This is a genomic window from Methylobacterium aquaticum (assembly GCF_016804325.1).
GTDB classification, from domain to species: domain Bacteria; phylum Pseudomonadota; class Alphaproteobacteria; order Rhizobiales; family Beijerinckiaceae; genus Methylobacterium; species Methylobacterium aquaticum_C.
This window is the reverse complement of record NZ_CP043627.1, coordinates 5905598-5932275: the sequence shown is the minus strand read 5'-3', so window position 1 is coordinate 5932275 and position 26678 is coordinate 5905598. Positions and strand designations below refer to the sequence as shown.

At 64.9% G+C, this 26678-nt stretch carries 18 protein-coding genes and 1 pseudogene; 9 read left to right on the top strand and 10 right to left on the bottom strand.

The features are described 5' to 3' along the window. Positions 1-302: 302 nt before the first annotated feature. Complete coding sequence (locus F1D61_RS27245; protein WP_203155213.1) at positions 303-1346, top strand: Hint domain-containing protein; 1044 nt, start codon at positions 303-305, stop codon at positions 1344-1346. 310 nt (positions 1347-1656) lie between these two features. Here F1D61_RS27245 and F1D61_RS27240 read toward each other — a convergent pair whose 3' ends face one another. Continuing rightward, positions 1657-2046 carry an MmcQ/YjbR family DNA-binding protein gene (locus F1D61_RS27240; protein ID WP_203155212.1) on the bottom strand — a complete coding sequence of 130 codons (390 nt, stop codon included), beginning with the start codon at positions 2044-2046 and terminating at the stop codon, positions 1657-1659. Positions 2047-2125: 79 nt separating this feature from the next. Here F1D61_RS27240 and F1D61_RS27235 point away from each other — a divergent pair, with 79 nt between their 5' ends. Next, positions 2126-3178, top strand: a complete 1053-nt coding sequence (locus F1D61_RS27235; protein ID WP_203155211.1) for an SDR family oxidoreductase — start codon at positions 2126-2128, stop codon at positions 3176-3178. Positions 3179-3205: 27 nt separating this feature from the next. On the opposite strand, the gene F1D61_RS27230 is transcribed toward F1D61_RS27235, so the two are convergent. Then, on the bottom strand, positions 3206-3610 hold the full coding sequence (locus F1D61_RS27230; RefSeq protein WP_203155210.1) for a hypothetical protein: 405 nt from the start codon (positions 3608-3610) through the stop codon (positions 3206-3208). Positions 3611-4205: 595 nt separating this feature from the next. Further along, positions 4206-6695 carry a PAS domain-containing protein gene (locus F1D61_RS27225; RefSeq protein ID WP_203155209.1) on the bottom strand — a complete coding sequence of 830 codons (2490 nt, stop codon included), beginning with the start codon at positions 6693-6695 and terminating at the stop codon, positions 4206-4208. Positions 6696-7282: 587 nt separating this feature from the next. Between F1D61_RS27225 and F1D61_RS27220 the strand changes: the two genes are divergently transcribed. The 3 genes from F1D61_RS27220 to F1D61_RS27210 all read left to right on the top strand — a co-directional run bounded on the left by F1D61_RS27220 (position 7283) and on the right by F1D61_RS27210 (position 9969). Beyond that, positions 7283-7501, top strand: a complete 219-nt coding sequence (locus tag F1D61_RS27220; protein WP_203155208.1) for a hypothetical protein — start codon at positions 7283-7285, stop codon at positions 7499-7501. Between the two features lie 131 nt (positions 7502-7632). Continuing rightward, on the top strand, positions 7633-9549 hold the full coding sequence (locus F1D61_RS27215) for a PAS domain S-box protein (protein ID WP_246775564.1): 1917 nt from the start codon (positions 7633-7635) through the stop codon (positions 9547-9549). 36 nt (positions 9550-9585) lie between these two features. Continuing rightward, positions 9586-9969 (top strand): response regulator, encoded by a 384-nt coding sequence (locus F1D61_RS27210; RefSeq protein WP_203155207.1) that lies wholly within the window; start codon positions 9586-9588, stop codon positions 9967-9969. Positions 9970-10129: 160 nt separating this feature from the next. On the opposite strand, the gene F1D61_RS27205 is transcribed toward F1D61_RS27210, so the two are convergent. From F1D61_RS27205 to F1D61_RS27180, 4 genes are all read right to left on the bottom strand, one after another. Further along, positions 10130-10504: a response regulator gene (locus F1D61_RS27205; protein WP_048430995.1), complete on the bottom strand. Its 375-nt coding sequence runs from the start codon at positions 10502-10504 to the stop codon at positions 10130-10132. A 4-nt stretch (positions 10505-10508) separates the two neighbouring features. Further along, on the bottom strand, positions 10509-13805 hold the full coding sequence (locus F1D61_RS34490; RefSeq protein WP_246775563.1) for a GAF domain-containing protein: 3297 nt from the start codon (positions 13803-13805) through the stop codon (positions 10509-10511). 214 nt (positions 13806-14019) lie between these two features. Beyond that, on the bottom strand, positions 14020-16434 hold the full coding sequence (locus tag F1D61_RS27185; protein ID WP_203155206.1) for a hybrid sensor histidine kinase/response regulator: 2415 nt from the start codon (positions 16432-16434) through the stop codon (positions 14020-14022). Positions 16435-17237: 803 nt separating this feature from the next. Beyond that, a complete protein-coding gene (locus F1D61_RS27180; protein ID WP_203155205.1) occupies positions 17238-17468 on the bottom strand; it encodes a hypothetical protein in 231 nt (76 codons plus the stop codon). A 381-nt stretch (positions 17469-17849) separates the two neighbouring features. Here F1D61_RS27180 and F1D61_RS27175 point away from each other — a divergent pair, with 381 nt between their 5' ends. The 3 genes and pseudogenes from F1D61_RS27175 to F1D61_RS27165 all read left to right on the top strand — a co-directional run bounded on the left by F1D61_RS27175 (position 17850) and on the right by F1D61_RS27165 (position 23276). After that, on the top strand, positions 17850-19322 hold the full coding sequence (locus tag F1D61_RS27175; RefSeq protein ID WP_203159307.1) for a methyl-accepting chemotaxis protein: 1473 nt from the start codon (positions 17850-17852) through the stop codon (positions 19320-19322). Between the two features lie 131 nt (positions 19323-19453). Further along, positions 19454-21592 carry a putative bifunctional diguanylate cyclase/phosphodiesterase gene (locus F1D61_RS27170; protein ID WP_203155204.1) on the top strand — a complete coding sequence of 713 codons (2139 nt, stop codon included), beginning with the start codon at positions 19454-19456 and terminating at the stop codon, positions 21590-21592. Positions 21593-21826: 234 nt separating this feature from the next. Further along, a pseudogene (locus F1D61_RS27165) lies at positions 21827-23276 on the top strand (diguanylate cyclase domain-containing protein). Positions 23277-23511: 235 nt separating this feature from the next. Here the strand turns inward: F1D61_RS27165 and F1D61_RS27160 are convergent. Further along, complete coding sequence (locus F1D61_RS27160) at positions 23512-25473, bottom strand: hypothetical protein (protein WP_203155203.1); 1962 nt, start codon at positions 25471-25473, stop codon at positions 23512-23514. Positions 25474-25582: 109 nt separating this feature from the next. Between F1D61_RS27160 and F1D61_RS27155 the strand changes: the two genes are divergently transcribed. After that, on the top strand, positions 25583-25849 hold the full coding sequence (locus F1D61_RS27155; protein ID WP_109961380.1) for a helix-turn-helix domain-containing protein: 267 nt from the start codon (positions 25583-25585) through the stop codon (positions 25847-25849). Between the two features lie 50 nt (positions 25850-25899). On the opposite strand, the gene F1D61_RS27150 is transcribed toward F1D61_RS27155, so the two are convergent. Further along, positions 25900-26235 carry a hypothetical protein gene (locus F1D61_RS27150; protein WP_203155202.1) on the bottom strand — a complete coding sequence of 112 codons (336 nt, stop codon included), beginning with the start codon at positions 26233-26235 and terminating at the stop codon, positions 25900-25902. A 55-nt stretch (positions 26236-26290) separates the two neighbouring features. Further along, entirely contained in the window at positions 26291-26626 is a 336-nt protein-coding gene (locus F1D61_RS27145) for a DUF3768 domain-containing protein (RefSeq protein ID WP_203159306.1), read from the bottom strand. Positions 26627-26678: the final 52 nt, after the last annotated feature.

Here is a 26678-nt window from a genome sequence, read left to right as displayed (position 1 = left end):
AAATACGGGGTGATGCCATCCCATTTGATACCGCAGACACCGGGAAATACGTTGTAATCCAAAGCATTGATAACACTGGAACTGTAAACATAAAAGAATATAACGCGGACGGAACATTTGTAACCAGTGCTAATTATTTCCAGACAAGCTATGAAGCTTCGACAGGGGTTTTACTTAGAAGTGATGTAGGCACAGGTTTTAACTATGCATTCTTGTCTCAACAAAGAATGCTTCCTGGCACTCCAAGTGCGAGTTTTACACTCGCCTCTGACCAAAGCCAAGGTACTTTCACACCCTGTTTCGTGACTGGCACATTAATCGCCACGACGACGGGCGACGTCCCGGTCGAGATCCTTGCGGTCGGCGACTGCGTAATCACTGCCTCGGGTAAGGCCCGCGAGATCGTCTGGATCGGGCGGCGCCATCTCGACCTCATCCGTCATCCGCGCGCTGAAGCCGTGCGCCCGGTCCGCATCCTTGCCAACGCGTTCGGTGATGGGCTGCCGCGGCGCGACCTCTTCCTCTCGCCGGACCACGCAGTCTGTGTCAGCAAGCCTGCCGAGGTGCTGATCCCCGTCAAGCATCTCGTCAACGACGCCACAATCGCCTACGTCGACCGAGACGAGGTCACCTACTGGCACGTCGAGCTGGAGAGCCACGACATCCTCATCTCCGAGGGGCTGCCGACGGAAAGCTTCCTCGACACCGGCGTGCGCGCCGGCTTCGAGAACGGGGCAGAGCACATGATGCTGCACCCGGACTTCACGCCCCTGACGCTCGACGATTTTTGCAGACCCCTGGTGCAGGCGGGGCCAATCGTGGATGCAGTGCGCATACGTCTCCTCGCCCAGGCTAAGGCGCTCGGCTGGAGCCTGACGGACGAGGACGACTTGCATGTCGTGGCCGACGGCGTGGCGATCCGCCCCGAGCGGGATGGGGCGTTGGCCTGGTTCAGCCTTCCGGCCGATGCGCGCGAGGTAAGGCTCGTGTCGCGCACCTTCGTGCCGGAGCGGGTGCGGGTGGGCGCTGGCGACGGTCGGCGTCTCGGCGTGCCCGTGCGCAGCGTCGTCGTGCGGGGACGGTCGGCGAAGGGCCGCTACAGCGTCACCCGCGCTCTTCCGGTCGGGACCACGGCGCTGCGCGCATCTGGGTTCTCGCACTTGCAACTCGGCCCGGCCGGCGCGTGCCGCTGGACCACCGGTGCCGCGGTGATCCCGGCAACACTGTGGGCCGGCTGCGACGGTATCTTTGACCTCATGGTCGAGACTGCTCCCGACCTCGGCCGCGTGGAGGCGTGGGTTGCGCCGGCTGAACAAGTCGCCCGTCCGGCGAATTGGGCGGCGTAGCGCGGAGACGAAAAAGCCCCGCGGGCGGCTGCCGGCGGGGCTGAAGGTGGGGTCTCGGGTCTGGAAATCCGGTGAGGCAACCGCTTAACGGCAGGGCGGGTTCCCGCCGGTCAGTCGTGACCGTGGTGGCGAACCTGCTTCCGGTCGACGCTCCGCAGCCGATCGGTCTCTGCCGTCAGCTGTTTCGGGCGGTACTCAGCGTTGGTCCCGCATCAGTCTCGCCTCGATCGCGGCGGCGAGCTCTCCCTCACCGCCTCCGGCATTTCGGTGAGCGCCTCGATGCAGGTCCAGGCGGTGCCGTCCGGGGTGGTCACGTCGCGCTGTTCGCTCTTGGTGTCGGGGTCGCTCCGGTGAGAGTGAGGGCGGCCTGCGCGAGGAGGCGCGCCACGGTGCCGGGATCGGCGTAGGCGAGGTGGATGCGCACAAGCGGGCGCCCGCCCGCGGCTGGCTCCACCGAGAAAGTCCGGGGTTCGGCCGCGACCAGCATGTCCCGCTCGTCCTCCTCGATCGGCACCACCAGCGACACCCCATCCTCCGCCAGCCAGGCAAGCCGCCGCCGGCCAATCCGGAAGACCGGCCCGGCGGCACTCGCATGCTCGGTGACGCCCAGCAGAGTGCCGGCTGCCCGGCGGGCAATCTCGAACCAGACAGAGGGTTTGCGGGGTGGCGCTTCACGGCGCGGGCGGTCGCGTCTCCTCATCCCCACTCAACGCCGGCCGATGGGATCTGGGCCAGCCGGAGGATGTTGCCCCTCGATCCTGCAGGGAGGCGCGCACACGATGTCGGACACCTGTATTGCCCTGGTCGCCGGCGCCAACGGCATCATCGGCAAGGCGCTGAAGGAAACGCTCGCCGCAGCGCCCGGCTGGCAAGCCCGTGCCTTGTCCCAGCGCCCGCACGGGTCGCCTGGGGCGGTGGCAGTCGACCTCACCGACGCGGCCGCGACTCGCGCCGCCCTCGCTGAGACCCGCGACGTCACGCATCTGTTCTATGCCGCCCTCGCGCCGCAGCCGGACCTCGCCGAGGAGGACAAGGTGAACGGCGCGATGCTCCGCCACCTCCTCGACGGGTTGGAGGCCGCCGGCGCGCCGCTCGAGCGGGTCGTGCTGTACCAGGGGGCGAAGGTCTACGGCGTCCATCTTGGGCCGGTGCCGTCGCCGTTCTATGAGGACGAGAACCCGCGCCACATCGGGCCGAACTTCTACTTCACGCAGGAGGACGAGCTGCGCGCCCGCGCCGCCCGCGGTGGTGCGGACTTCGCGATCCTGCGGCCGGACGTGGTGGTGGGGGACGCGGCGGGCAACGCCATGAACATCGCCATGGTGATCGGCGCCTATGCGGCTCTATGCCGGGCTGAGGGCGCGGCCTTCCGCTTCCCCGGGCCAGCCCACGTCTATGACGGGGTCTTCGCCCAGGTGACCGAGGCCGGGGCGCTGGCCCGGGCAAGCCTGTGGGCCGCCACCGCCGAGGCAGCGCGGGGGGAGGCGTTCAACTACGTCCACGAGCCGTTCCGCTGGCGCCGCGTCTGGGAGAAGCTCACCGCCGTCCTGGATCTGCCGCCCGGCCCGCCCCTGCCGCTGCGCCTCGCGAGCCACATGGCCGACAAGGCATCGGCCTGGGAGCGCCTCGTCGCCGAGCAGGGGCTCATCGATACACCGTACGAGCGCGCCGTCGGCTGGGCCTTCGGCGATTTCGTGTTCCACAGCGACTTCGATCTCGTCTCCGATATGGGCAAGATCCGCCGCAGCGGCTTCACGGAAACCGTCGACAGCGTCGAGGCGCTGATCACGGCGATCCGGCGCCTGCAGGAGGCGAAGGTGTTGCCACGGTGAGTCGGAAGCCGTCCAAGCGGCCCGATCTCAGAACCCGAGATCGTCCTGCCGGATCTCCGATCGGGGATCGATGCCGCGGCTCCGCAGCGATTCGGCGGCGCGCCGGTTCGCGGCCGTTTTCTCCGGGGCCTTTTGGCGCCGGCCACCGGTGCTGCGGGTTGAGGCCGGCGGCGCGGCTCGGCGCTCCTCACGGGCAGGCTGCACCTGCCGCTCATCATCGTCGCTGCCGGTCGGCGCCTGGCGCTCCTCCCGCGGCTGCGGTTCCTCGAGGAATACGCTCCACCGCGCCACCTCGCGGCCGGTGAGCTCGGCGCGATCGTCGCGCAGCATTACCACCCGGGTCTTGCCGAGGTACCCGGCGAAGTAGGTCGCGCCGGTGCGGTCGGACCGGTACTCGCGCAGCTCGGTCAGGACGAGGCGGGGGCGGTTCATTGGCGGTCCAACCCATACTTGGGACCGCATTCAGCGCTCATCATGCTAGTCTTGGTAATGTTCTTGGTTAGCTTGCTTGCTTTCCAAGATACGGTTCCTACTCCATAGCTGTTCAACCTGAATACGTAAGACTCTACGAAATATGCACCGCGAGCAGTGATCAGGAATGATTTATCTGTCTCGCTAAGATTTATTAATTCTACTTTATAACCTTCTTTGAGATAGCTATGTATGTCAGTTGTATCTTTAATAATCAAATCGATTCGGTTTGAGTTATTTATATACGCAAATATCCTCCCTCCATCAAATCCGTCTTTGCGCAAGCCGCCTTGGCCAGGGCCTACAAGGCCAGTTTCAAAATAATAACTCTGACCGTATGACGGCCCGCATCTTGCCAATATTGTCTCAGCTCCGGCAGTACGTGGAGAAATCACGAAGGCGAGGGCGATCCAAGGCCAGCAGCGGACCATTCCGGGACCAAACATCTAACCAGCGACGAGGAAGCTGAGTTGGCCTTCTGCGACGAGCCGCCCGGCCGCGGGATGCGGCGGCCACTATTGAGAGCTTCAGCCTGGAGCTGGCGCTCGGTCCGTTCCTACGCTTGGACGTCGCCAAAGGCACTCTGCGCTGTCACCAGACAGTGGCCTTCGCCGACCACGCTCTGGACGCTCACGTCGCCGCCCGACTGCTTGGCGAACCCGAACACCTGCGAGAGCCCAAGACCCGTACCCTTGCCCACCTCCTTGGTCGTGAAGAATGGCTCGAAGATCCTGGTCAGGTCCTCCTCGGTGATCCCAGTGCCGGTGTCGCTCAACTCGATCTTGGCGAATGGGCCTGGACCACCCCCGTGGCCGCGGATCGGCGGCATCGGCAGGCCGCATGTCAGCCGCAGGGTCAGCGTGCCCTCGCCCTCCATGGCATCGCGGGCGTTGACCGCCATGTTGACCAGCGCGGTCTCGAACTGGCTCACGTCGGCTTCGATGAAGCAGGGGTGTTCTGGCAGTTCGGTCACCACCCGCACGCGGGCACCGGTCACGGTGTCGAGCATGTCGGCAACACCACGCAGGCGATCTCCGACGCTCACCACCTCCGGCTTGAGCGCCTGACGGCGGGCGAACGCCAGCAACTGTCCGGTCAGCTTGGCGGCGCGCTCGACCGTGTCGGAGACCGCATCCATGTACCGCTTGCGCCGCTCCTCAGGGAGGTTCGGCCGACGCAGGAAGTCCACCGACGAGCGGATGATGGTCAGCAGGTTGTTGAAGTCGTGCGCGACGCCTCCCGTGAGCTGGCCCACGGCTTCCATCTTCTGCGACTGGCGCAGGGCCTCCGCGGTCGCTTCCAGCGCCTGAGCCTGCTCCTTCTCCGCCGTGATGTCGCGGCCGGTGGCGTAGGTCATCTGGCCCGCCGGGGCTGCCGACCAGGATATCCAGCGCACCGAGCCGTCCTTGTGGCGGTAGCGGTTCACGACTCGGGGCTGCCCGCCCGCGGCTGCCTGCGTATAGGCTTCGGTCGTCCCGACATGGTCTGCCGGCACAACGAACTCGTTGACGTGGTGGCCGATGAGCTCGTCCGGTGCGTAGCCGAGCAGGCGTGTCCACGCCGGATTGACTCGCTGGAACACCCCGTCGAAGTCGATCACCAGCATCAGGTCCGGAGAGGTCTCCCACATCCGGTCGCGTTCGACGGTCCGCTCCGCCACCTCGTGCGCCAGCGTATCGGCACGGGCTGCCAGCAAGGCGGTCGCATCGCGCAGGTCGGTCACATCCTGCGCGAACACGTAGAACCCATCGACGCTGCCGCTTGCGTCGCGGCGGGGCGTGTAGCGGATGGCTGCGATGCGTCGCCCCCCATCCGACCATGGCCAGTCCAGGTCCATCTGCACCGTTTCACCGGCCAGGGCCTGCTGGATCCCCGCTCGACGCTTGGCCACGCCGCCCTCGCCGAAAAGGTCATGCATGTTCCGGCCCACCACCGTGTCCGGGGCACGCCCAAACCACGACTCGCCCGCGGCATTGACGAACCTGTATGTCAGGGATCGATCGACGAATGCGATCAGCACTGGCTGGGCATCGGCGACCAGCCTTAACTCCTCCTCTCGAGCCTGCAGGGTACGTTCGGCCTGCTTGCGAGCGGTTGCCGTGCGGGTCCATGCAGCGACCTCGCGGATGAACAGTAGTTCTTCGTTGGTCCACTGGCGCGGTGTGGCGCTACAGACGAACAACAGCGACACGAGGTGGCCGTGCTCGACCACCGGCGTGTTGACGAAGGCCCGGGCGCTGATCCCTTCCAGCGCCTCGGCATGGGCGCTGGTGCGCGGGTCGGTTCGGGCATCGCCGACAACAACCGTTTCGCCGCGCTTGATGTCCTCAATATAGGAGCCGAAATCCCGGAACCTGCGTGTGCCCGCGAGGGAGCGAGCACCGCCGCTGGTCCAATCACGCTCGACGTCAATGGTTTCGGCCTCGCGATCCACCAACCCGTAGCCAACGAGCTGAACGCCGAGCGCCCGCCCGAGGATGCCGCTCGCCACGTCGGCGAGGCTGGCGGTGTCGTGGTTGTACTTGGCGAGTTGGTCGCTCAGCTCGAGCAGCGCCTGGCGACGCTGTTCGCCTGCGCGGAGGGCCACACCAGCCAGGTGTTCGGTGGTGCGGTCGCGCATGATCTTGACGAAGCCGATGTGCCGGTCGTCCTCGTCCCGCAGCGGCATCATCTCGCCGGAAGCCCAGAACCGCTCCTCATCCTGTTTGAGGTGCCAGCGTTCGTCCTGGGCGCGCCCGTTCTTGAGGGCGGTTTCCATCTCGTAGGTGACCCGGCCGTTGGCACGGTCTTCGGGCGTGAAGAAGCGCGCAGCGTCCTGCCCACGCATCTCCTCGGCGGTCCAGCCCATGACGTGCTCGGAGCCGCTGTTCCAGCCGGTGATGGTCCCTTGGCGGTCCGTGACGACAATCGCGAAATCCAAGGTGCTCTCGAACACCGCGTTCTGCCGAGCTGCATCCATGCTGCCGCTGCGAGCCCGTTCGCGCAGTTGCCGCACCTCGGCTTCCAGTTCCTCTCGCGAGAGGAGGCTCACCTCACGTTCCGGCACGCCACACCCTTCCTCGAACCTAAGTTACTGCGAGAACGGAGAAATCAGTGCCGCTCTCGACCGCTCCAATCAGGCCTGAATTGATTGGTGTGCAACCGAATCGTATGCGTTATGCCACAAACTTGCGAGTCGTGAGTCCTCGCCTCCACGCTTCGGGACTGGCACCGAAGCGCGCTTGAGTTCGGATGCACGGATCGTTGAAAATGGCTCGTCCGCCACAGCAAGGCCATTTACTATAGATCTGATCCGCATTGATGGATGGCGCAGGGCCGGCATTCAGAGGTGTCGTCGAGTAATATTTCTGCAATTAAGTAGATCTATCGACTGTGACCGTGAGATCAAAACTCGTACGATTCTCGTATGGCGCATGGCCGGTGCGCGCGTGCCCTCAGTCATATTGAAGGATCTTGAGTGTCACGAAGCGTAACGCTCGACGCGCGTACCTTTCACCCGTCTGCGATGGGTCCGATCGCCCCGCGTTGTCGTGACCGAATGGCCGACAGGCGACGGCTGCAGCGAACCTTGGCCGTTGTGGTGCGTTGATGATCGCCGTTCGTGCGTGGGACGGTCGAGCGACGACGAGACCGATGCCCCGGAATACACGGCTCCAGACGATCAACGCGGAAATCGCCGCCGCGGAGCATCGCACGGAGATTCACGCTCAGACAGTGCGAGCCCTTCTCGCCGTTGATGAAAGTAGCATCGAGGCAGAGCAGGCGCTCTATCTCGAACTCGATCGTCTCACGCTCCTGCGTGATCGTCAGTGGAACTTTCGCTCGATGCAGGATGTTCTCTCGGCTGCTTGAAACAGAGGGCTGGAACTGGCGAAGGAGATGCCCTCTTGAGGGCCAGAGCATCTCTATGCATTGTGCGTGATAAAATTGCGAGACGACCATCCCTGCTCTGGGCTACAAGGCAGGGGTGAGAAGCGCCCTGCATGATATCTGACCTGTTCCCGTCCGCCCTCGTGCGAGACGCCGCCCGCCTCGGTTCGCTCGCAGGCCTCAACCTGCTCGACACGCCGCCCGAAACGGAGTTCGAGGATATCGTGCATCTGGCCTCGACCGTGTGCGAGACGCCGGTGGCGCTGGTCAGCCTCGTGGCGGGAGATCGCCAGTGGTTCAAGGCTCGGGTCGGCTTTCCGCCCTGCGAGACCGCCCTCAACGCCTCGGTCTGCGCCTACACGCTGGCTGAGCCGGACCTGCTCACGATCCCCGACCTGACGGCGGATCCGCGCACGCGCGACAACCCGCTGGTCACGGGGGAGCCGTTCATCCGCTTCTATGCTGGTACCCCCTTGCGCGCACCCGACGGGCAAGTGCTCGGCAGCCTCTGCGTGATCGACCACATGCCGCGGCCGAAGGGCCTGTCGAGCCGGCAGGCCGACGGGCTGCGGCGGCTGGCCCGGCAGGTGACGACCGTGCTTCGTGAACGTCAGCTCAACGTGGAGATGCGGGCCGCCCGTGACGCTCTGCGGGTGTCCGAGGAGCGGCTGGCGTTGGCGTTCGCGGCGGCGGGCAGCCTCGGCTGGTGGGATTGGGACATCCCCGCCGACTGCGTCTATGCCGGGGAGCGGTTCGCCGACATGTACGGGATCGACCCTGCCCTCGCCGCGCAGGGTGCGCCGCTGACCGCCTTCGTCGAGGGCATCCACCCGGACGACCGCTCGTGGGTCGGCGAGCGCATCCAGCAGGTCGTCGCGACGGCAGGCGAGTTCAGCGAGGAGTATCGCCTGCGCCACGCCGATGGCAGTGTGACGTGGGTCCTCGCCAGGGGACGATGCTTCCACGATGGCGATGACAAACCGCTGCGCTTCCCCGGCGTCGTCGTCGATATCACCGCCCGCAAAGCCGCGGATGCCGCACGCTTCGCCGGCGAGGCGCGGCTGAAGTCGATCATGGAGACCGTGCCAGTCGGAATCCTGCTGGCCGAAGCCCCCTCCGGGCGCATTCTCATGGGAAACCGGCGGCTGGCCGAGATCCTCGGCCACACCACCCTCTACGCCTCGTCCAGCAACGCCTACGGTGAGTTCGTCGCCTACCACGATGATGGCAGGCTGGTGGAAGCGCAGGAGTACCCGCTGGCGCAGATCTGCGGAGGCCAGTGCAAGCGGGCCGCCATCGAGGTGCTGTACCAGCGTCCGGACGGCGAGCGGCGCTGGATCGCGATCTCCGGCGAGGCGATCGAGGACGAGCAGGGCGGGACGGTCGGCGCAGTCGTCGCCGTCAGCGACATCGGCGACCGAAAGGCAGCGGAAGCGCAGCAGGACATCCTCAACCGCGAGCTGTCGCACCGGCTGAAGAACACCCTGACGCTGGTCCAGTCGATCGCCTCGCAGACCCTGCGCAACGCCCCCGGCCTCGATGCAGCCCGCGATGCCCTCGCCGCGCGGCTGATCGTGCTCGGCAAGGCGCACGACATCCTGCTGGCTGGGCAGACCGACAGCGCCAGCGTCGACCGGGTGGTGCAGGAGGCGTTGAGCCTGCACGACGACACCGGCCGACGCTTCCGGGTCTGCGGCCCGAGCCTGTTCGTCGGTCCCTCGGCGGCGCTCTCGCTCGGGCTGATGCTGCACGAACTGGCGACCAACGCCGTGAAATACGGGGCGCTCTCAGTGCCGACCGGCTGCGTGACCGTCGACTGGACGGTGGACGGCACGGGCGCGGCAGCCGAGTTCCGGCTGGATTGGCGCGAGCAGGGCGGCCCGCCTGTGACGCCACCGACCCGCCGGGGGTTCGGCTCGCGGCTGATCCAGCGTGGCCTCGCCGGAGGAGACGTGGCCCTGCACTACGCCGTCGAGGGGGTGCAATGCACCTTGAGCGCCCCGCTCGCGGGATTGCGCGTCGACGTTTGATCCACACGGCCGCGGATTTTGTGAGAAGGACGTCTGATGACCCTGAAGCCCGGCGCAGTGGCCCTCGTGGCCGAGGACGAGCCGCTGGTGCGAATGGAGGCCGCCGACGTGTTCGGGGATGCTGGGTTCGACGTGCTCGAAGCCAGCACGACCCCGGCGGCGCTCGCCTATCTCGAGATGCACCCGGAGATCACGCTGCTATTCACCGACGTGGTGATGCCGGGCCCGATCGATGGGCTGGCGCTGGCTCACGAGGTTGGGCGGCGGTGGCCCGGGGTAAAGATCATCATCGCTTCGGGTCGGATCACACCCGATCCCGCGCAACTGCCGGACGGAGCGCGTTTCCTGGAGAAGCCGTACTCTGCCAACGGCCTTGCTCGGGTAGTCCGCGAGTTGGGTCTGCGTTTGGCAACCGAATGAGGTTGAAGCTACGATACGTGGTGCCGTGATGCCGGCGCACGACTTTCGTCCTAAGTTCCCGAATCCGGCAGGAGCGTGGAACAGCACTCATCGGCATCGATGCACGCACGACCGATGATGCAGCCTTGTCGCTCCGCGCGACCGTCGACCCTGAGAGAGACTATTCGGCAAACCGTCGAAGCGTCGCCTCGATCTTGCGTCGGTCGAACGGCTTGCCGAGCACAATCCCGCGCGAGGGGATCTGAGCAGGGTCCCACGGTTGCGAGGAGACCATCAGGAGTTCGATCGGTGGCCAACGATCGCGGATGAGCAGCGCCAGTTCCATTCCGGCCGTCGAGCCGCGCATGTCGAGGTCGGTGAACACCGTACGGATGTCGGTCCGGGCCTCTAGGATTTGGATGGCCTCGATGATGCTGCTGGCCTCGACGGCTTCGCAGCCGGCGTTCTCGACGAACTCGGTCAGCGCCATCATCAGGATCGGGTCGTCTTCGACGACGAGAACCCGTGGCAAGGTCGGGGGGTGAGACTGACCCATCGGACTAGTGGACCTGAACTTGAACTTCGGCGAGCGGCGCGCGGAACTCAGCTCTGAGGCCCGTGGGCTTAAAATCGAGGTCGGCCTCACGGGTTCCGAGCAATCCCATGCGGATCAGGCGCGACCCGAAGCCGCCTTTGTTGCGCGGAGGCATCACGACCGGCCCGCCCGTCTCGGTCCAGTCGAGGACCAGCGTCGGAGCCGCTCCGCCGCCGGTCCGCCAACTCACGCGCACCATTCCGCTCTGGACGGACAGCGCGCCGTACTTGAGGGCGTTGGTTGCGAGCTCATGCAGCAGCAGCGACAGGGACAGCGCCGCCTGCGGGCTGATGTCCATGTCCGGCCCCTCGAGCGCGAACCGATCCAGGTCCGTCTGCATACTCAGCACGCTCTCCATCACGGCGCGGAGCTTGGCGGCCGACCAACTCTTCAGAATTAGGACATCGTGAGCGCGGGACAGGGCCAGCACGCGGCGCTCGAACGCCTCGACCAGGTCTCGCTCGCTCACGCCGCGCAAGGTCTGCGTGGCGATCGACTGCACGATGGCGAGGGTGTTCTTCAGCCGGTGCGCCAGCTCCTTATTCAGGACCGCCTGCAGTTCCTCGGCACGCACGCGCGCCACACCGACTTCGACCCGGTCGGCGACGTTGCGTAGGAACGCCAGTTCCTCGGCCGTCCAGACCCGCGGCTGTACGTCGTGGACGATGAACACGGCAACCGCACGCCCGCGCTCGCGCACCGGCATGTTGATCAGGGCACCGATGCCGATCGCCTGCATCGGGCCGGGGGCGTTCCTGGTGCGTAGATCGGTCGTGACGTCGTCGATGACCAGCGGCTCGCCTCGAGCGAGGTGGGCCCGCAGGTCGCCGTAATCGTCGAAGCGGTGTCGTCCGGCGATGCTGACCTGGCCCGGCGCGGTCCAGTCCTGCTCGATGTCGATGAACTCGACCTCGCCGACGATGCGCCCGAACCCTGCGCGGGTCGCACCCAATGTGCGGCCGACGATCTCGGCGGCGGCCTGTGTCATCGCGCCGACCGTGGTCAGGTCTCGCAGGTCATCGCCGAGAGCCAGGAGCGCGATGCGGCGGTTTTCCGCACTGACCCGTGCGGTCGCGTCCAAGAAGATGACTCCGAAGCGGTCGCCTTCGAGCTTGAACGCATTGCCGTCGTACCAGCGACCGTTAGGGGCAAACTGCTTGGTGAACCCCCATGATTCGCCGGTCTCGACCACCTGGGCAAACGCGGTGATCCAGTCCTGCGCGGCTTCGCCGAACAGCTGGCGCGCGGTGTGTCCGACGACCTGGTCCGCCGGGATGCCAATCTGGGTCGTCCAAGCCGGGTTGATGTCGATGATTCGGAAGTCGGCGACGTCGCCGGCGCTATCGCGGATCGCTTCGGCGAGCTGAAATCCTTCGCTCAGGCGCTCGAAAAGGCCCCGCCAATGCGCCTCGCTCGCCCGCAACGCCTCCTGGGCCGCGCGCCGCTCCTCCACGTCCAGAAGGACGCCGGGGAAGCTCAACGGGGTCCCGTCCGGCCCCTGCTCGACGCGCCCGTTGGCCTCGATCCAGTAGTAGCGCCCGTCCGCACGCCGGACCCGGTACTGGTGCGCATAGGCCCCGCCTCGCGCGATGGCATCGTTGATTGCCCCCGCCAGACCCGCTTGGTCGTCCGGGTGCACGGTGGCGACGATTTGATCCAGCGGGATGCCATCTCGACCAAGTGCCGGATCGAGGCCGAAGGAGTGGGCGAAGGCGTCGTCGATCGTGAACCGGTCGGACGGTATGTCCCAGTGCCACGTGCCGATGATCGCACCGGCCGCGAGGGCCAGTTGAACACGTTGGATGTTCTCGCGAGCCAAGGCTTCGCTGGCCCGCAGTTCCGCCTCAGCCTCCTTGCGGGCGGTGATGTCCTGCACCGTGCCGACCATGCGCAGCACGACGCCGGCGTCGTCCCGCACGAAGCGTCCAATCCGCGAGATCCAGCGCAAGGCACCGTCATTCGCGCGCCGAATGCGGTACTCCACCTCGGTCGAGGCTGTGCCGTCCCGGATCGTGGCCTGGGTCGACAGAATTCCGCGATCTTCGGGCACGGCCAGGGCCGTAAGCGTCTCGAGCGAATAGACCCCGGCCTCCGGCACGCCGTAGATCCGACAATGCTCGGCCGACACGCGCGCAAGGCCGCTCGCGACGTCGACCTCGAAGGTGCCGATGTTGGCGGCTTCCTGGGCGAGCCGCGAACGGGTGTCGCTGGCCCGCAGCACCGCATCCACATCAAGGCGCTCCCGAACGCCTGACATCAGGCGGGCGAGGGCGGCGAAGGAGGTCAGAGCTCCAGCGTCGAAGGCGGGCTCGCGGGTCGAGACGAACGACACCACGCCGACGAGTTGGCCGCGGCTCATGATCGGGTAGCCCGCGAAAGCGTCGAAGCCTGCCTCGCGCGCAAGGGCATAGCGCGGCTCGGTGCTCGCCTGCACGGCCTCCAGCACGAGGGGCCGCCGTGTTCGGACGACGATCCCGCATAATGGCAAATCGAGATCGACGCAGCTCAAGACGGCGCGCTGTTCGTCGGTGGTCCCAACCGACTGGATCAGCCGCAAGTGTCGGCCTTCGGGGTCGACATCGTAGATGAAGCATAGATCGAAGCCCAAGGCCTGCGTGCCCATGGCCAGGATCGGTTCGAGCACGGCCGCCGGATCAGTCGCAGAGACGAGTGCGGAAGAGGCTTTGGCGAGGAGGTCGAGGCGTCGCGCCTGCTGCAGTTCGGCGCGTTGATTGTCGAGGATCTCGTCGCGACGCGCGACGTCACGGCGCATGTCCAGGAGAGCCGAGACCTGGCGTGCAAGAGCGCGCAGGTCGTCGGCTTGCTCAGGCGTCAAGCCTTTAGGTCGGGGTGCGGTATCAATCACGCATAAGGAGCCGACGACCTGTCCGCCTGCCAGGCGCAGCGGTGCGCCGGCATAGAACCGGATGTTGGGCTCGCTGGTGACGAGCGGGTTCGCGGCTGTGCGCGGGTCTGCCGTCAGATCGGGGATGACGAGGAGATCGGGTTCGACGAGGGCGTGAGCGCAGACCGACGCATTGAGCGCGGTCTCGCAGGGCGGAAAGCCCACGCGGGCCTTAAACCATTGCCGATCCGCGGCCACCAAGCTGACGAGGGCGACCGGTGTCGCGCAGAGACGGGTTGCCAGACGAACGATGTCGTCGAACCCTTGCTCAGGTGTCGTATCGAGGATGGCCAACGCATCAAGGGCTGCGAGGCGGGCGGGGTCGCTGACGGTCGTGCCGGGTGTGTCGTTCTGCATTACGAGTGGCCGATAGGGCCACATCGCGCCCCGCCTGCACCTTTTCGCAGACTCACCATCCTGCCGCTAGTGTCCCAAACTCATCAGCGAATTCATGCGAGAGGCTGGTCGCGCATCCAAGCCGCTTGCTCGGTCAGGTGAATGAGGTTCGGAACCGGCGGCACCAAGCGCATCTTCCCGCTGCTCATGGTCAGGCCACGGCGCGTTTCGGCCGTCAGCGCCCGCGCGCCCTTGCCTCCTGCACGGCGCGTCGCAGCACCCGCGACAGGTCCGTTACGGAATACGGCTTTCGCAGCAGGTCGAAGCCGTGCGTCCCCTCGGCCGCGAGCACGTCGCTGTAGCCGGAGGTCAGAACGACCGGCAGGTCGGGCCGGCGCCGGCGGATCTCGGCCGCGAGTTCGACGCCGTTCATGCCCGGCATCACCACGTCCGAGAACACCACCTCGAAGCGGAATGGAATGCGCTCAAGCTCGGCCAGCGCCTTTGACGCATCCGTTGCCCAGACCGTCGAGTAGCCGAGCTCGCGCAGGGCCTGCTGAGCGAAGGCCCCGACGTCCAGATTGTCCTCTACGACGAGGACGCAGGTGCCGTGTCCGTCGGCAAGTGCCTCCGGCTCCGCAACGGGGTCGCTAGCTTCGACCGCAGCGACGCGTGGGAGGTAGAGGGTGAAGGTCGTGCCCTCGCCGACCGCGCTCTCAACGATGATCTCGCCGCCGGATTGCTTGGCGAAGCCGAACACCTGGCTCAGTCCGAGCCCGGTGCCCTGGCCGACGACCTTGGTGGTGAAGAATGGCTCGAAGATGCGCTCCAGGTTCTCGGGTGCGATGCCCGCGCCGGTGTCGGAGATCGATATCGCGATGAAATCGCCACGCTGCGGCGGGTGCGCCCGGACGGCAGGAATGCGGCCGGCGCGGCGAAGCCCGATTCGCAGGCGGCCCTCGCGGTCCATCGCGTCGCGGGCGTTGACGACAAGGTTCACCAACGCCGTATCGAACTGGCTCGGGTCGGCGTTGACGTGGAGGTCCCGCCGCTCGCCATCGGGTAGGCCGAGCTCGACCTGGATACGTGCCCCCGTGAGCGTGCCGACCATGTCGGCGAGCGCCGCCACGGCGCGGTCTGCTGCGAAGGTTTCCGGCCGCAGCGCCTGTCGACGAGCGAAGGCGAGAAGCTGACCTGTGAGCTTGGCGGCACGGTCGACCGTGTCGGAGATGGCACCGACGTAGCGAAGCCGGCGCTCCTCTGCGAGGTAAGGTCGCTTCAGCAGGTCGGTCGAGGACTTGATAACCGTGAGCAGGTTGTTGAAGTCATGAGCCACGCCACCGGTCAACTGACCGACGGCCTCCAGCTTCTGGGATTGGCGCAATTGCTCTTCGAGCGCCCGACGTTCCGTGATGTCGCGGCCAGCGGCGTAATAATGGTCGTCCCGCGGGATAGCATTCCATGAGAGCCACCGGTACCCGCCGTCCTTCGTCCGGACGCGCACGTCGATGTCATGCAGCGGAAACCCGGCGCTGATGCGCTCGAAGGCCGCAGCGGCCCGCGCATAGTCGTCGGGATGCACGAACGCGTCGAAGCGGGTGCCCACGACCTCGGCGACATCCCATCCGAGCGTTTCGGTCCAGGCGGCGTTCGCCTTGCGAAAGACACCATCGAATCCGCAGATCACGAAGAGGTCGCGGCTGGCGCGCCACACCATGTCGCGCTCGTCGGCTCGCTCCTGAGCAGTGGCCTCCAGGTGGCTCTCAAGACGGCGGCGGTCGGTGATGTCGTTGAACAGGATGGCAACCCGGTGCTGCTCGGGCTCGCCGATCCGCAGGGCGTGGACGTCGTACCAGCGCCCCATCGCGATCGACCCGCTCTCGAACCGTACGGGCTGGCCGGTCCGCGCAACCTCGCCGTAGGTGTCGAACCAGGAGCGTTCGAGCCCGGGCACGAGTTCGCTCGCCCAGCGCCCGGCCGCGTCGCACAGGCCCGTCTGCGCCGCGAAGGCGGGGTTCACTTCCATGAACCTGTAATCGATCGCGCGCCCCTGTGCGTCGAAACGCATCTCGATGACGCAGAACCCGCTGTCGACCGCGTTGAAGAGCGCCCGGTACCGGGCTTCGCTCTCGGCCAAGACCCCTTCTTTGGTGCGGAAGCGGGTGACGTCGAGCTGGCTCGCGAAGAAGTAGCGGAGTTGGCCCCCATCCGGATCGAAGACGGGGCTGACGTAGAGCTCGTTGCGGAACGGCGTGCCGTCGCGGTGGTAGTTCAGGATCTCGACCACCACGTCGCGCCGGGCAGCGATGGCGTCACGGACCTTGGCGACATCGGCCGGGTCGGTCCCAGGGCCCTGAAGGAATCGGCAGTTGCGCCCGATCAGCTCGGCAGCATCGTAGCCGCACAGGTTCTGGAAGGCCCGATTGGCGAATACGATGGGGTTGTCGGGCAAGTTGGGGTCGGTGATGATCTCCGGCATACGGGTCTTCTCCGCTGCCGTGAACAGAAGGTCGGTGGAGGCCGCGGAAGTCCGCTGACCGCGATCCGGCCGGCGCAGGCCATCCCCGCGCTCGGCCTCAAGCCTCGCGACGCGGGCTTCGAGCTCGCGCTCGCGCTCGCGCTGCCGCAGCCTCTCGATCTCTGCGTCCATGCCCCCCTCTGAGCGCGAGCAGCTTCCGACTCGGCGTAGAACGACGATCGCAAGGTGGACAACGCGGCACCACGGCGCAGGTTGGCGTCGAATCGGCCGTGACGTTCATCGGCATCGCGCGTTGTCGCCGGCCCTTACCAAAGGGCGTCTCCGAGGGGAACGACATGCAATCGGACACGCCGCGGCCGGGAGACGATCCATTGCCGCCCATCGGCGACCCGCCGCCGGACCCAGCCCCGCCCGAGGGCGACCCACCCAGCGAGCCACCGGCGCCCCAGCTCCCTAGCCCGATCAACCGGCGTTAAAAGTCTCCTGTGGCGTCACGGCCCTGTGCCATCGCTCAGGCGCCAGGGCACCCACGTTCGCGGTCTCGGGAGCCATTCCTTTGGCAACTCATTGAACGTCGTCGCCATTCTGAACGCATTACTTTAGGACATAAATCGATAAAATGAGATGCTCGCCTTCCACAAGCGTATCATGCCGGATGATCAGGCTTTAATTGCTGAACATGAATGTGTAGCGAGTGTACAGATATAGATTACGAGCCCGATTGGCGAACTCGCGCCTGCCTAGTGACAAGCGGAATGTCATCGATTAATGGGATTTGGCTGCAATACTGATCCCGTACAATCTCCGACCCTATTCGCCTGTAAGATATTTTGAGCATTTTGATCAAGGCCCATCAGTGTCGCGGACCAGATTATACGAATCTCGCTTTGTCCGCGACACCAGAAATATTTAACTGAGTGGACGGAGGTTGCGATTATGGCAATAGGTGCCAAGCACGGTCCCCTGCCCGGCGCTTAAGCTAAGCCTCCCTGAGCTTTCGCAATTTCGATAACCTCCTGAGCGTGCGGCCCGACCGGGTACCGATTTTTTTCAAGAAAGGCCTTGGCTGCGGCGATCTGATCGAGGGCTGGGCTTGGCTTGCTATATTGCTCCGCCATGAGATCTGAGGTGAGGGCAAATGCAAGCTCCTCCGCCAGCGCGGCGACAAGTGGGAGAGCACAAAAGAGTGGGTTGGGGGCGATCATATTATACCCTAGCTGCGCTGTGGTCGATTGTATGTAGGGCAATTTTCTTTCCGCCGATCAAAAAGGGGTCGGCGGAGAGGGCCGCGCTTTTGCGATCATCCAACGCGCCTCGGTCGATTCCCCGGTTAAGATTGCCGCCTCTAATAGGTTGCCGCAACGGCATGAAATCGGCATTTCTCAAGATCGCGCAAGAACAACACCGATCGAGTCGTGTATATTCTAAATCGGACATCGATGCTCACTGCCGGATTTGTGCGCCAAACGACCTTCGAAGCGCGCGCAATTTTTCCCCGCACGGCATCTTAACTCTTGATTTAATGATGAGCGGCTATGTGTTTGCATCAAGCGGCGCTGCTGTCGCCGTTGCCGGGGGACGCGTCGATGTCGTTGTTTCGGTCCAGGCTGCGTGCCCTCACGGAGGCTATCAACCGCTCGCGGGGCTGCCTCGATCTTGATCTCGACGGCACCATTCGCAACGCAAATGCTAACTTCCTCGATCTGATGGGTTACCGCCGCGAAGAACTGATCGGCCAACCCCATAGCCTTCTGCTCCCCCCGAACGAGCGGGATAGCGCGGAGGGCGTGGATTTCTGGGCCAGCCTGCGCGAGGGCAAGCCCCAGACCTGCGAGTTCAAACGGATCACCAAGGCGCGGAGCGAGGTCTGGATCCTGGCATCATACAACCCCGTGCTGAGCCGCTCCGGCAAGCCCGTACGCATCGTCGTCTTTGCCTCTGACATCACGGCGCAAAAGGCGCGGAGCATTGACACAAATGGTCAGGTCGCCGCCTTGCACCGATCGCAGGCCGTGATCGCCTTCACGCCAGACGGTACCATCCTCGATGCCAATACCAATTTTCTTGATACGCTGGGCTACGAGCTGAACGAAATCCAGGGTCAGCATCACCGCATCTTCATCGATCCGTCCGAACGTGAAAGCGTCGCCTACCGCGAGTTCTGGGCTGCCCTCGGCCGCGGCGAGCACCAAGCGGCAGAGTATCGCCGCTTTGCCAAGGGCGGGCGGGAAATTTTCATCCAGGCGACCTACAACCCAATTCGTGACGATGATGGGCGTCTGGTCAAGGTCGTGAAGTTCGCCGTCGATGTGACCGCTCAGGTGCACGAGCGCCGGCGCCGGGCCGAAAAAGCTCAAACCATCAGCCTCGACCTCAATGCCATCAGTCAAGCGGTGCATGGGGTGACGACCCAGACGGTCGCAGCAGCGGGCACGGTGCATCAAGTCTCGAGCGACATCCAGGCCGTCGCATCCGGAGCCGAGGAGCTGTCTGTCTCGGTGGCGGAGATCAGCAGCCAGGTGCAGCACGCCTCTCAGATCGCCGGGCGGGCGGTTACCCAGGCCGAGCATACCGGTGGCATCGTCGCGGGCTTAAGCGAACAGGCTACCCGTATCGGCGAGGTCGTCGCCCTCATCCAGGCGATCGCCAGTCAGACGAATCTGCTTGCGCTCAACGCGACCATTGAAGCGGCTCGCGCAGGCGAAGCGGGGCGGGGTTTCGCCGTTGTGGCGCAGGAGGTCAAACAACTCGCCGAACAAACAAGCAAGGCCACCGATCAGATCCGCCAGCAGATCGGTGCGACGCAAGGGGCAACCCAGCAGGCGGTGGAAGCTATCGGCGCGATCCAGGGCACGATCCGGACGCTCGATCAGGTCGCAACCGCCATCGCGGCGGCGGTGGAGGAGCAGTCGGCGGTGACCCACGAAATCTCGGCATCAATGCAAACGGCCTCGCACGGCGCTAACAGCCTTGCCAGCAGCATGGAAGCGATTGCCCAAGCGGCCGAGCAGGTCGATCAATCGACTACGAAGGTTCGTGAGGCCTCCGAGGCGGCGTAAAACTCTCTAGACCTGGATCGTCTAATCATTCCCGTGCACCACTGATGAAACCAGACGCAATCAGCCGTTTGGGAGAACACATTGTGAGTGTTGATCAAATACCACCGAGTGAAGATTGGCGACTGCGCGCAGTGGCCGCCTACGGCCTCAGCTCCGACGTCATGCAGGGAGACCTGGAGCCGCTGAACCTACTAGCACGCGCGCTGTTCGGCGTACCAACTTCGATGGTGTCAGTTGTTTCGCACCATCATACGTTTTTCGCTAGCCGAGTCGGTATCTCAGTCTGCGAGGTCGATCGACACATTTCATTCTGCCATTCTACGATCGCTCGGGACGAGCCGCTGGTTATCCTCGACGCCAGCCAGGACTCGAATTTCTATGACAACCCACTGGTGACCGGGCCGGCGCATGTCCGCTTCTACGCCGGTGCGCCGCTGATCGGCCCATCCGGTGCGGCGATCGGGTCCTTCTGTCTTCTCGACACCCGCCCGCGTAAGGCGTTCACGCCAGAAGATGTCGCTAACCTGAAGCTTTTGGCCACGCTCGCCCTCGACAAGATGGAGCTGCGGCGGCTCGCGCGCGCTCAGCAAGCCAGCGATAACCGCTTCCGTCAGATGTCGGATACTTCGCCGGCCGGCATCATCTGCGCCGACCACGAGGGTATCATTTGCTTCTGGAACCAGGGCGCTGAGGCCATGCTCGGGTTCTCGGCCGCCGAGGCCGAGGGTCAATCGATTGACTTCATCGTTCCTCATCGACTCCGCGGCAGCCACGGCGGTGGGCTCAAACACGTTGCCGCCGGCGGGAAACCGAAGCTTGTCGGCCAGTCGGTGGAACTGTGGGCTCTGTGCAAGGACGGCTCGGAGCTTCCGATCGAGCTGGCCTTATCGATGTGGCAGGATGAGGGGGGCGCAAGCTTCGGCGCCATCATCCGCGATCTCTCCGGTCGGCGCGCGAACGAGGAACGCCTAGATCGGCTGGCGCATCGTGACCATCTCACCGCCCTACCTAATCGTTTAGTCCTCCGCCAGCGTCTCGATGAAGTGACTAGGGCGCAGGTCGATGCGACCTTATTAGTTCTCGATCTCGATGGATTCAAACAGGTCAACGATACGCTGGGACATTCGGCAGGCGATCGCTTGCTTCAGGACGTTGCAGGCCGCCTGTTGAGCGCAACTGGTCCGCTGGATACGGTGGCCCGCCTTGGAGGCGATGAGTTCGCAGTCATCCTCTCCGAGCACGACGTAGATCAGGGGGCAGGCACCGTAGCCGAACGTCTCATCCAACTCCTCTCCGCCCCCTTCACGGTGGATGGTCTAGCTTTCAATCTGAGCGCCAGCGTCGGCGTCGCCCACTATCCTTCGCATGGGAAGCAAACCGACGACCTGCTCTCGGCCGCCGACCTCGCCCTTTATGCGGCTAAGGCCGGGGGCCGACAGCGCCACTGCATCTACTCTCCGAGGTTTCGCGAGGCGGCGCTACAGCAGCACGCGCTGGAAAGTGAACTACGTCACGCCTACGAGAACGGCGAATTTCGGCTGTTTTATCAGCCGCAGATCGATGGCGACGGGCGACTGATGGGGGCGGAAGCCCTGTTGCGTTGGGACCATCCAGAGCGCGGGCTGCAATCTCCCGCCGCTTTCTTATCGTTTCTCGAGAAAAGCCCCCTAGCCATCCAAGTCGGACAGTGGGTGCTGCAGACCGCTTGCGCCCAAGCCGCCATCTGGCGGCAGGACGCGCCAGGCTTTCGAATCGGCGTGAACCTTTTTGGGCTGCAGCTGCATAACGGTAACCTTGCTGCGAAGGTGCGTGCGGTCCTGGAGCAAACCGGTCTGCCTGCTGCAAACCTCGAGCTTGAAGTCACAGAGAACATAATTCTCCAGCAGAACGACGTCGCCTTACGAATGCTTCGGACGTTGTATGCCGACGGGGTTAGCATCGCGTTCGATGATTTTGGGACGGGGTTTGCCTCGCTCAGCCTGCTTAAGCGATACCCGCTGTCTCGGCTGAAAATCGACCAATCCTTTGTACGCAATCTGGGCCAGTCGCGGGAAGACGCCGCGATCGTTCGGTCCATCGTACATATGGCGAAGGCCTTCGGGCTCGGCGTTATCGCAGAAGGGGTAGAAACCGTAGAACAGCAGGAGCGATTGCTCGCCAAGGGCTGCGATGAGCTCCAGGGCTACTTGCACGGTCACCCGATGCCTGCCTTAAGCTTTGCCTCTCAGTTTGGGCTGGCGGATCGGCTCGTCTGCGAAATCGCCGCCTGACGTACGCTCTGGATTTTGCATCGTAGATGCCTCGGAAGCTTCCGGGAATCGGATGAATACCCGGGCCCATACACGCAGTGGGCCTAGGCGTAGATTTTAATGTAGCGTTATGTGACGCCATCGTGTGAATGCGGGCTGATCATGCCATCTACAAGGTCGTCATCAGCTGATCTGATCCATCTAGAGCTTTGACGGCTTTAAATTTACGAGTCTGGCGACGAGGGTACGAGTTTTATGGTGGATAATCAGCGCGAGGCACTTCGCTATCAGGCCTTGGCCGAGGCCTCCCTCCTCGACACGCCGCCCGAGCGCGAGTTCGATGTGCTGGCGAAACTCGCGCAGACCTTGCTCGGCACCAGCATGTCTTCGATCACATTAATCACCCCGGAGCGCCAGTGGTTCAAGGCACGCTGCGGTCCGCTGGCACCGGAGACTCCGCGGGAGCAGGCCTTCTGCCCTGTCGTAGTCGAGACCGAAGCGCCGCTCACGGTGGCGGATGCCCGCCTCGACGCGCGCTTCGCCGACAGCCCGTTCGTGACCGGCGCCCCGAATATCCGCTACTACGCGGGCGTTCCACTTCGCGTCCGGCGCCTCGAAAGTGAGGCGGTGACGATCGGCACGATCTGCGTCCTCGACGAGCAACCACGCGGACCGCAGACGAACGACCTCGAAGTTCTGGAGCAGTTGGCCTGCATCGCCGAGGCCCTGATCGACGCCCGAACCATCGCGCTTCGCGCTACCGAGGCCGCGGAAGAGCACCGACTGACCGTCGAACGACTGGAGCGCGAACGCCGTCAATTCAAACAGGCCGAGCGCATGGCCCATATCGGGTCGTACCGTTACGATATCGAGAAGCAGTCCACCTCTTGGTCCGATGGCGCTTTCGCCGTTCACGAACGTCCCGTCAGTGGCGGCGTGCCGAACCGCGATATCATGAACCACTTCCCGGAGCCGGATCGTACGGCGTTCATCGCCGCAGTCATGCGCACATTGGATACGGGCGAACCCTTCGAGATGGACGCCGATTTCGTAACAGCCAAGGGCAACCCCCGGCGGGTCCGGTGCTCGTGCGAAATCGAATTGATCAGAGGTAAGCCGGTCGCTCTTATTGGCTTGATTCAGGATATCACTGAACAGCACGAATTAGAGCAGCGCCTTCGTCATCGAGCTTGCACCGACGAATTGACCCAGCTTGCCAACCGAGCCGAGTTCCATCGTGTTCTAGATGCGCGGCTACGCGAGGCGCGTGCCTTGAATGGTGATGTCGCCGTACTTCTTATCGACCTCGACGGCTTCAAAGGTGTCAACGACGCCTTCGGCCACGCTGCAGGCGATGCGGTGCTGCGCCGTGTCGCCGATCGGTTGCGCGTCTATCGCGACGACGGGAGTTTTCCGGCCAGGCTAGGAGGCGACGAGTTTGGGATGGTGATGTCTGTCGGTCTCGATCGGACGGCACTTGACCCGCCAAGTGCGACGACTTCTGCGCGACCTGGAGATGGTGACGGAGGGACAGGGCCATATCGCTCGAGTGACGGGCACGATCGGCATCGCGTTGTCGAACGCGGCTGCGCAGGATCGCAATGTGCTACTGCGTCAAGCGGATGCGGCGCTCTACAGCGCCAAACGTAATCGAAAAGGAACCGCGGAGACATACCGAGTCGAAGTGGATCGCATAGCATGTTGATCTATTAAACCAGAAGAGGTTCTCGCGATTCAATTCCGAAATACGCTTTAACTTGGCCGGCAGTGCGACCGATAGCTCATTCGTAAACAAACAGTTACTGTCAGTAATCGCCGACGAAAGATGACGATGATACGAGCGCCATTTCCACAGGGGGATGTATTGCGCTGCACCAGCTAGGATCAAAATTGGGGTGCAGCTGGCCTTCTTGTACCAGAAAGCCAGTCACATCCTTCGGTCACGGGTGGATTTCGATGAGGTTATAACCGAACGAATTTTTACGAACTGTGATCGTTACCAATCCACGCTGACACGAGGACCACTCGGCCTCGAACACGCACGAACGTACTGCATCCGGTTGCCCCGAATTCGTAAGCCCACGTGTCAAATCGAGCAGCTTGTGCCCCCCAAAGCGTGCGCGGTCCATCGCATTGGCGGCCTCCATCAACTGCCGGCGCACTTCGACCCTGTTGCACGGATCACGCGCCAGCGCCGTCTCCTCCTCGCGCCGGAGGCGAGCCGAGGTCTCGGCCGCGGCTCGCTCCTGCGCCGCCCGGTCGGCGGCGCGCTGAGCTGCGTCGCGTTGCTGTTGCGCTACCGCCTCCGCCGCCTGCAGCTCGGCTTGCGACCGGGTCCCAGCCTGCCGTTCTGCCTCGATTCGGGCGTTTCGTTCACGCTCGGCCGTTGCCGCATCATCACGCTCGCGATTCTGACGTTGCAGGCCCGCCAGTTCGTCTTCTTGCTGCTGGGCTCGTGTCTGCCGAGCCGGGCGATCCCGCTCCCAGGCTTCGGCTTCGGCCACTCGGGCTGCCCGCATTCGCGCGCCTATCCGCTCGCGTGCCGCCGCAACCTGCGCGGCTTCGGCAGGGGCGAGCTTCAGCCCCGCCGCGAGAGCATCGACGGCTTTGAGCTTGCCAGCGATCTCGTCGGCCGAGGTTGAGTTCTCGGCCTCGGCAGCCCGACTCAGAATGCCGGCAAGCCGTGCTGCGCCAGCGGCCTCCTCCTGCTGCGCCTGCCGGATCGCAGCGGCATTCCCCGCCTCCTGTTGCGAGACGACGACGCGCATCCAGCTCTCGTCGGCTTCGACCGGCGAACCGGACCGCTTGCCGCAAGCCAGCACGCGGTTCTCGAAGGCGCGCCAGACCTCGTAGCGCCATGCCGCCAGAGGCACCGAAAACGGTGCGGCCGAAGACGCATCAGCCGGCCCACCGCGCGTCCAAGCGTTGATCGTCGCCTCGGTGAGGCGGTCGCAGGACAGCGTCTCGAAGGCACGGGTGTAGTGCACCTCGCCCGGACGGGGTCGAGATCCGCTCTGCCGGCCCATCGGCTCGCCGAATCGGTTCACGTAGCCGCTGTAGGTCTTCAGGGTGGCGACGCTGCTCTCGACGGCAGTTGCCCAATCGCGCAGTGTCATATCCTCGCGGAAGCCTGGAAGCGCGCGCTTGCAGTCCAGCAGTAAGGCCCGATAGCGGCCGTACTCGGCGTCGCCCCAGCGGTAGATCGACAGGCCGAACAGATCGGACAGCTGCTCCAAAGCACCACCGCGCGGACGCTCGCGATCGTAGGTCTCGCAACTCGGTACCGTCATCCCGGTTGCGCTGAGTTGGGCACGCGCCGGGCCGGCATCGGTCAGCGTGGCGGCCAGGACCGCAACTCCGACGATGATGCCAGCCACCAAGGATGTGCGTGCCCGCCGCGCGCTGGCTGAGGCGATAAGGCGCGCCGTGCGGAGGTCGCCGGTCTGACGCTCGCCGACGTGATAATGTCCCGCTGCGTCCCGCAGCACCGCAACCCCATCCTGAGTCTCGAGGTACATCAGACCTGCGGCCGTGTAGCCCGACCATCGTGTCTCGATGGCTGAGACCATCGACGGCAACGCCCCTTTGTCGGGCACCGCCGCCCAAGCCCGCCGCAGTTCGTCGAGGGCAGGTGCGCCGTAGGGAGCGAGCTGCCCCGCGGCGGCCTTGATGTCGGGATCGTAGGCAAGAAGGGCCTGCCAAGTCTCATCCAGGATGCCACTCGACCGCTCCGGCCTCTGCCGTGAGGGCACGAACGGCAGGATCGCCGCGGGGACGAGCAACAACAGCGAGGCCCACGCCCAGGCGACGGCGTTGAGGCCCTTCCGGTGCGCCACGACGTAGCTCACCGCGGCGGCGATCAAGGCGACGAAGAAATAGGCTCCAGAGGCGGACAGCAGCATGGCGGAGGTTCCGTGGAGCGGGCCAACGGCCTGTGGCCGAGCCCTTATGATCGGAATGTGGGACTGTTGGTCCGTCGATTGTCAAGCCGCGGACTGGCTCTCTCGCGCCATGGAGGCGCGAGCACTCATCGGCTGGAATCTGCGGCGGCTGCGCGTCGCCAAGGGCCTCTCGCAGGAGCGACTGGCGCTCGCGGCCGGCATCGACCGCGCCTATGTCGGGCGGGTCGAGCGCGGCTCGGAGAACGTGACGATCTCGACGCTGGAGGCGATGGCGGTTGCCCTCGCCGTGCCGGTTGCAGCTCTGTTCATCGAACCCGAAGCCGGGGCCGAGCCGCCGATGCCGTTGCGGGCCGGGCGGCGTGCGAAGTCCGGGTGAACCTCGACACCGGGTCGAGGAGGCTGGTTGCGTCAGGCGCATGGGGCGCCTCACGCGTTGATCTCCAGCTGAGGGGCAACTCGGACGAGGAGCGCCCAAGCTGCATCGATCGCCGCGCGGGTCCGGGCGTCGAGGTCGCGCGATCGGAGTGCGGGCGCCGTGAGCAGCGCGAGCAACCGGTCCGCGAGATCCGGCGTAGCGGCGAGGAGCTGGGCATCGGCGAGCCGCTGGATGCCGGTGGCGATGTGCAAGTGGGAGCCGCCGGGCTCGACAGGTGCATCCCGCCGGATGAAGTAGGGCCAGCCACCCGGGCGGTCCTCGGCCGCCGGCTCGACCCTGAGCATGGTTTGCGCGGGCGATGCGCCCGGTTCGGCCGCGCCGCGCACCAACCATGGCCCGGGAGTGGGGACGGCCGAGGCCGGCAATCTGCGCCCAGCCACGTCAGTACTCCCCGGCCAGCATGACGGTCAGCATCCGCGTCGTGATGCTGCTGTCGGCCGGATCCGGGGAGTGCCCCGTCATCGCGCGGTCGTAGTAGTCGATCTTGAAGAACACTCGCTCGCCCGCGACCTCGAGTGCACCGAAGTCGTGTTCGCCGCGGGGATCGTTGTCGGGCGTGAAGTCGTCGAAGGCGGCGATGGCGTCGAGAATGGTCTGCTGGCGCTCGCGGCCGAGGGCGATGACGCCGGCGGTCAGCATCAGCAGGCCGCCCGAGAGGGAGCGGCGGAGGATGTCGTTGAGCGCGCGGGTGCGATCCACGTCGAGGACGGTGGTCAGCATAGGAGCCTCGAATGTCGGAAGGAGGGTAAGCGGCGGCGCCGGGCGGCCG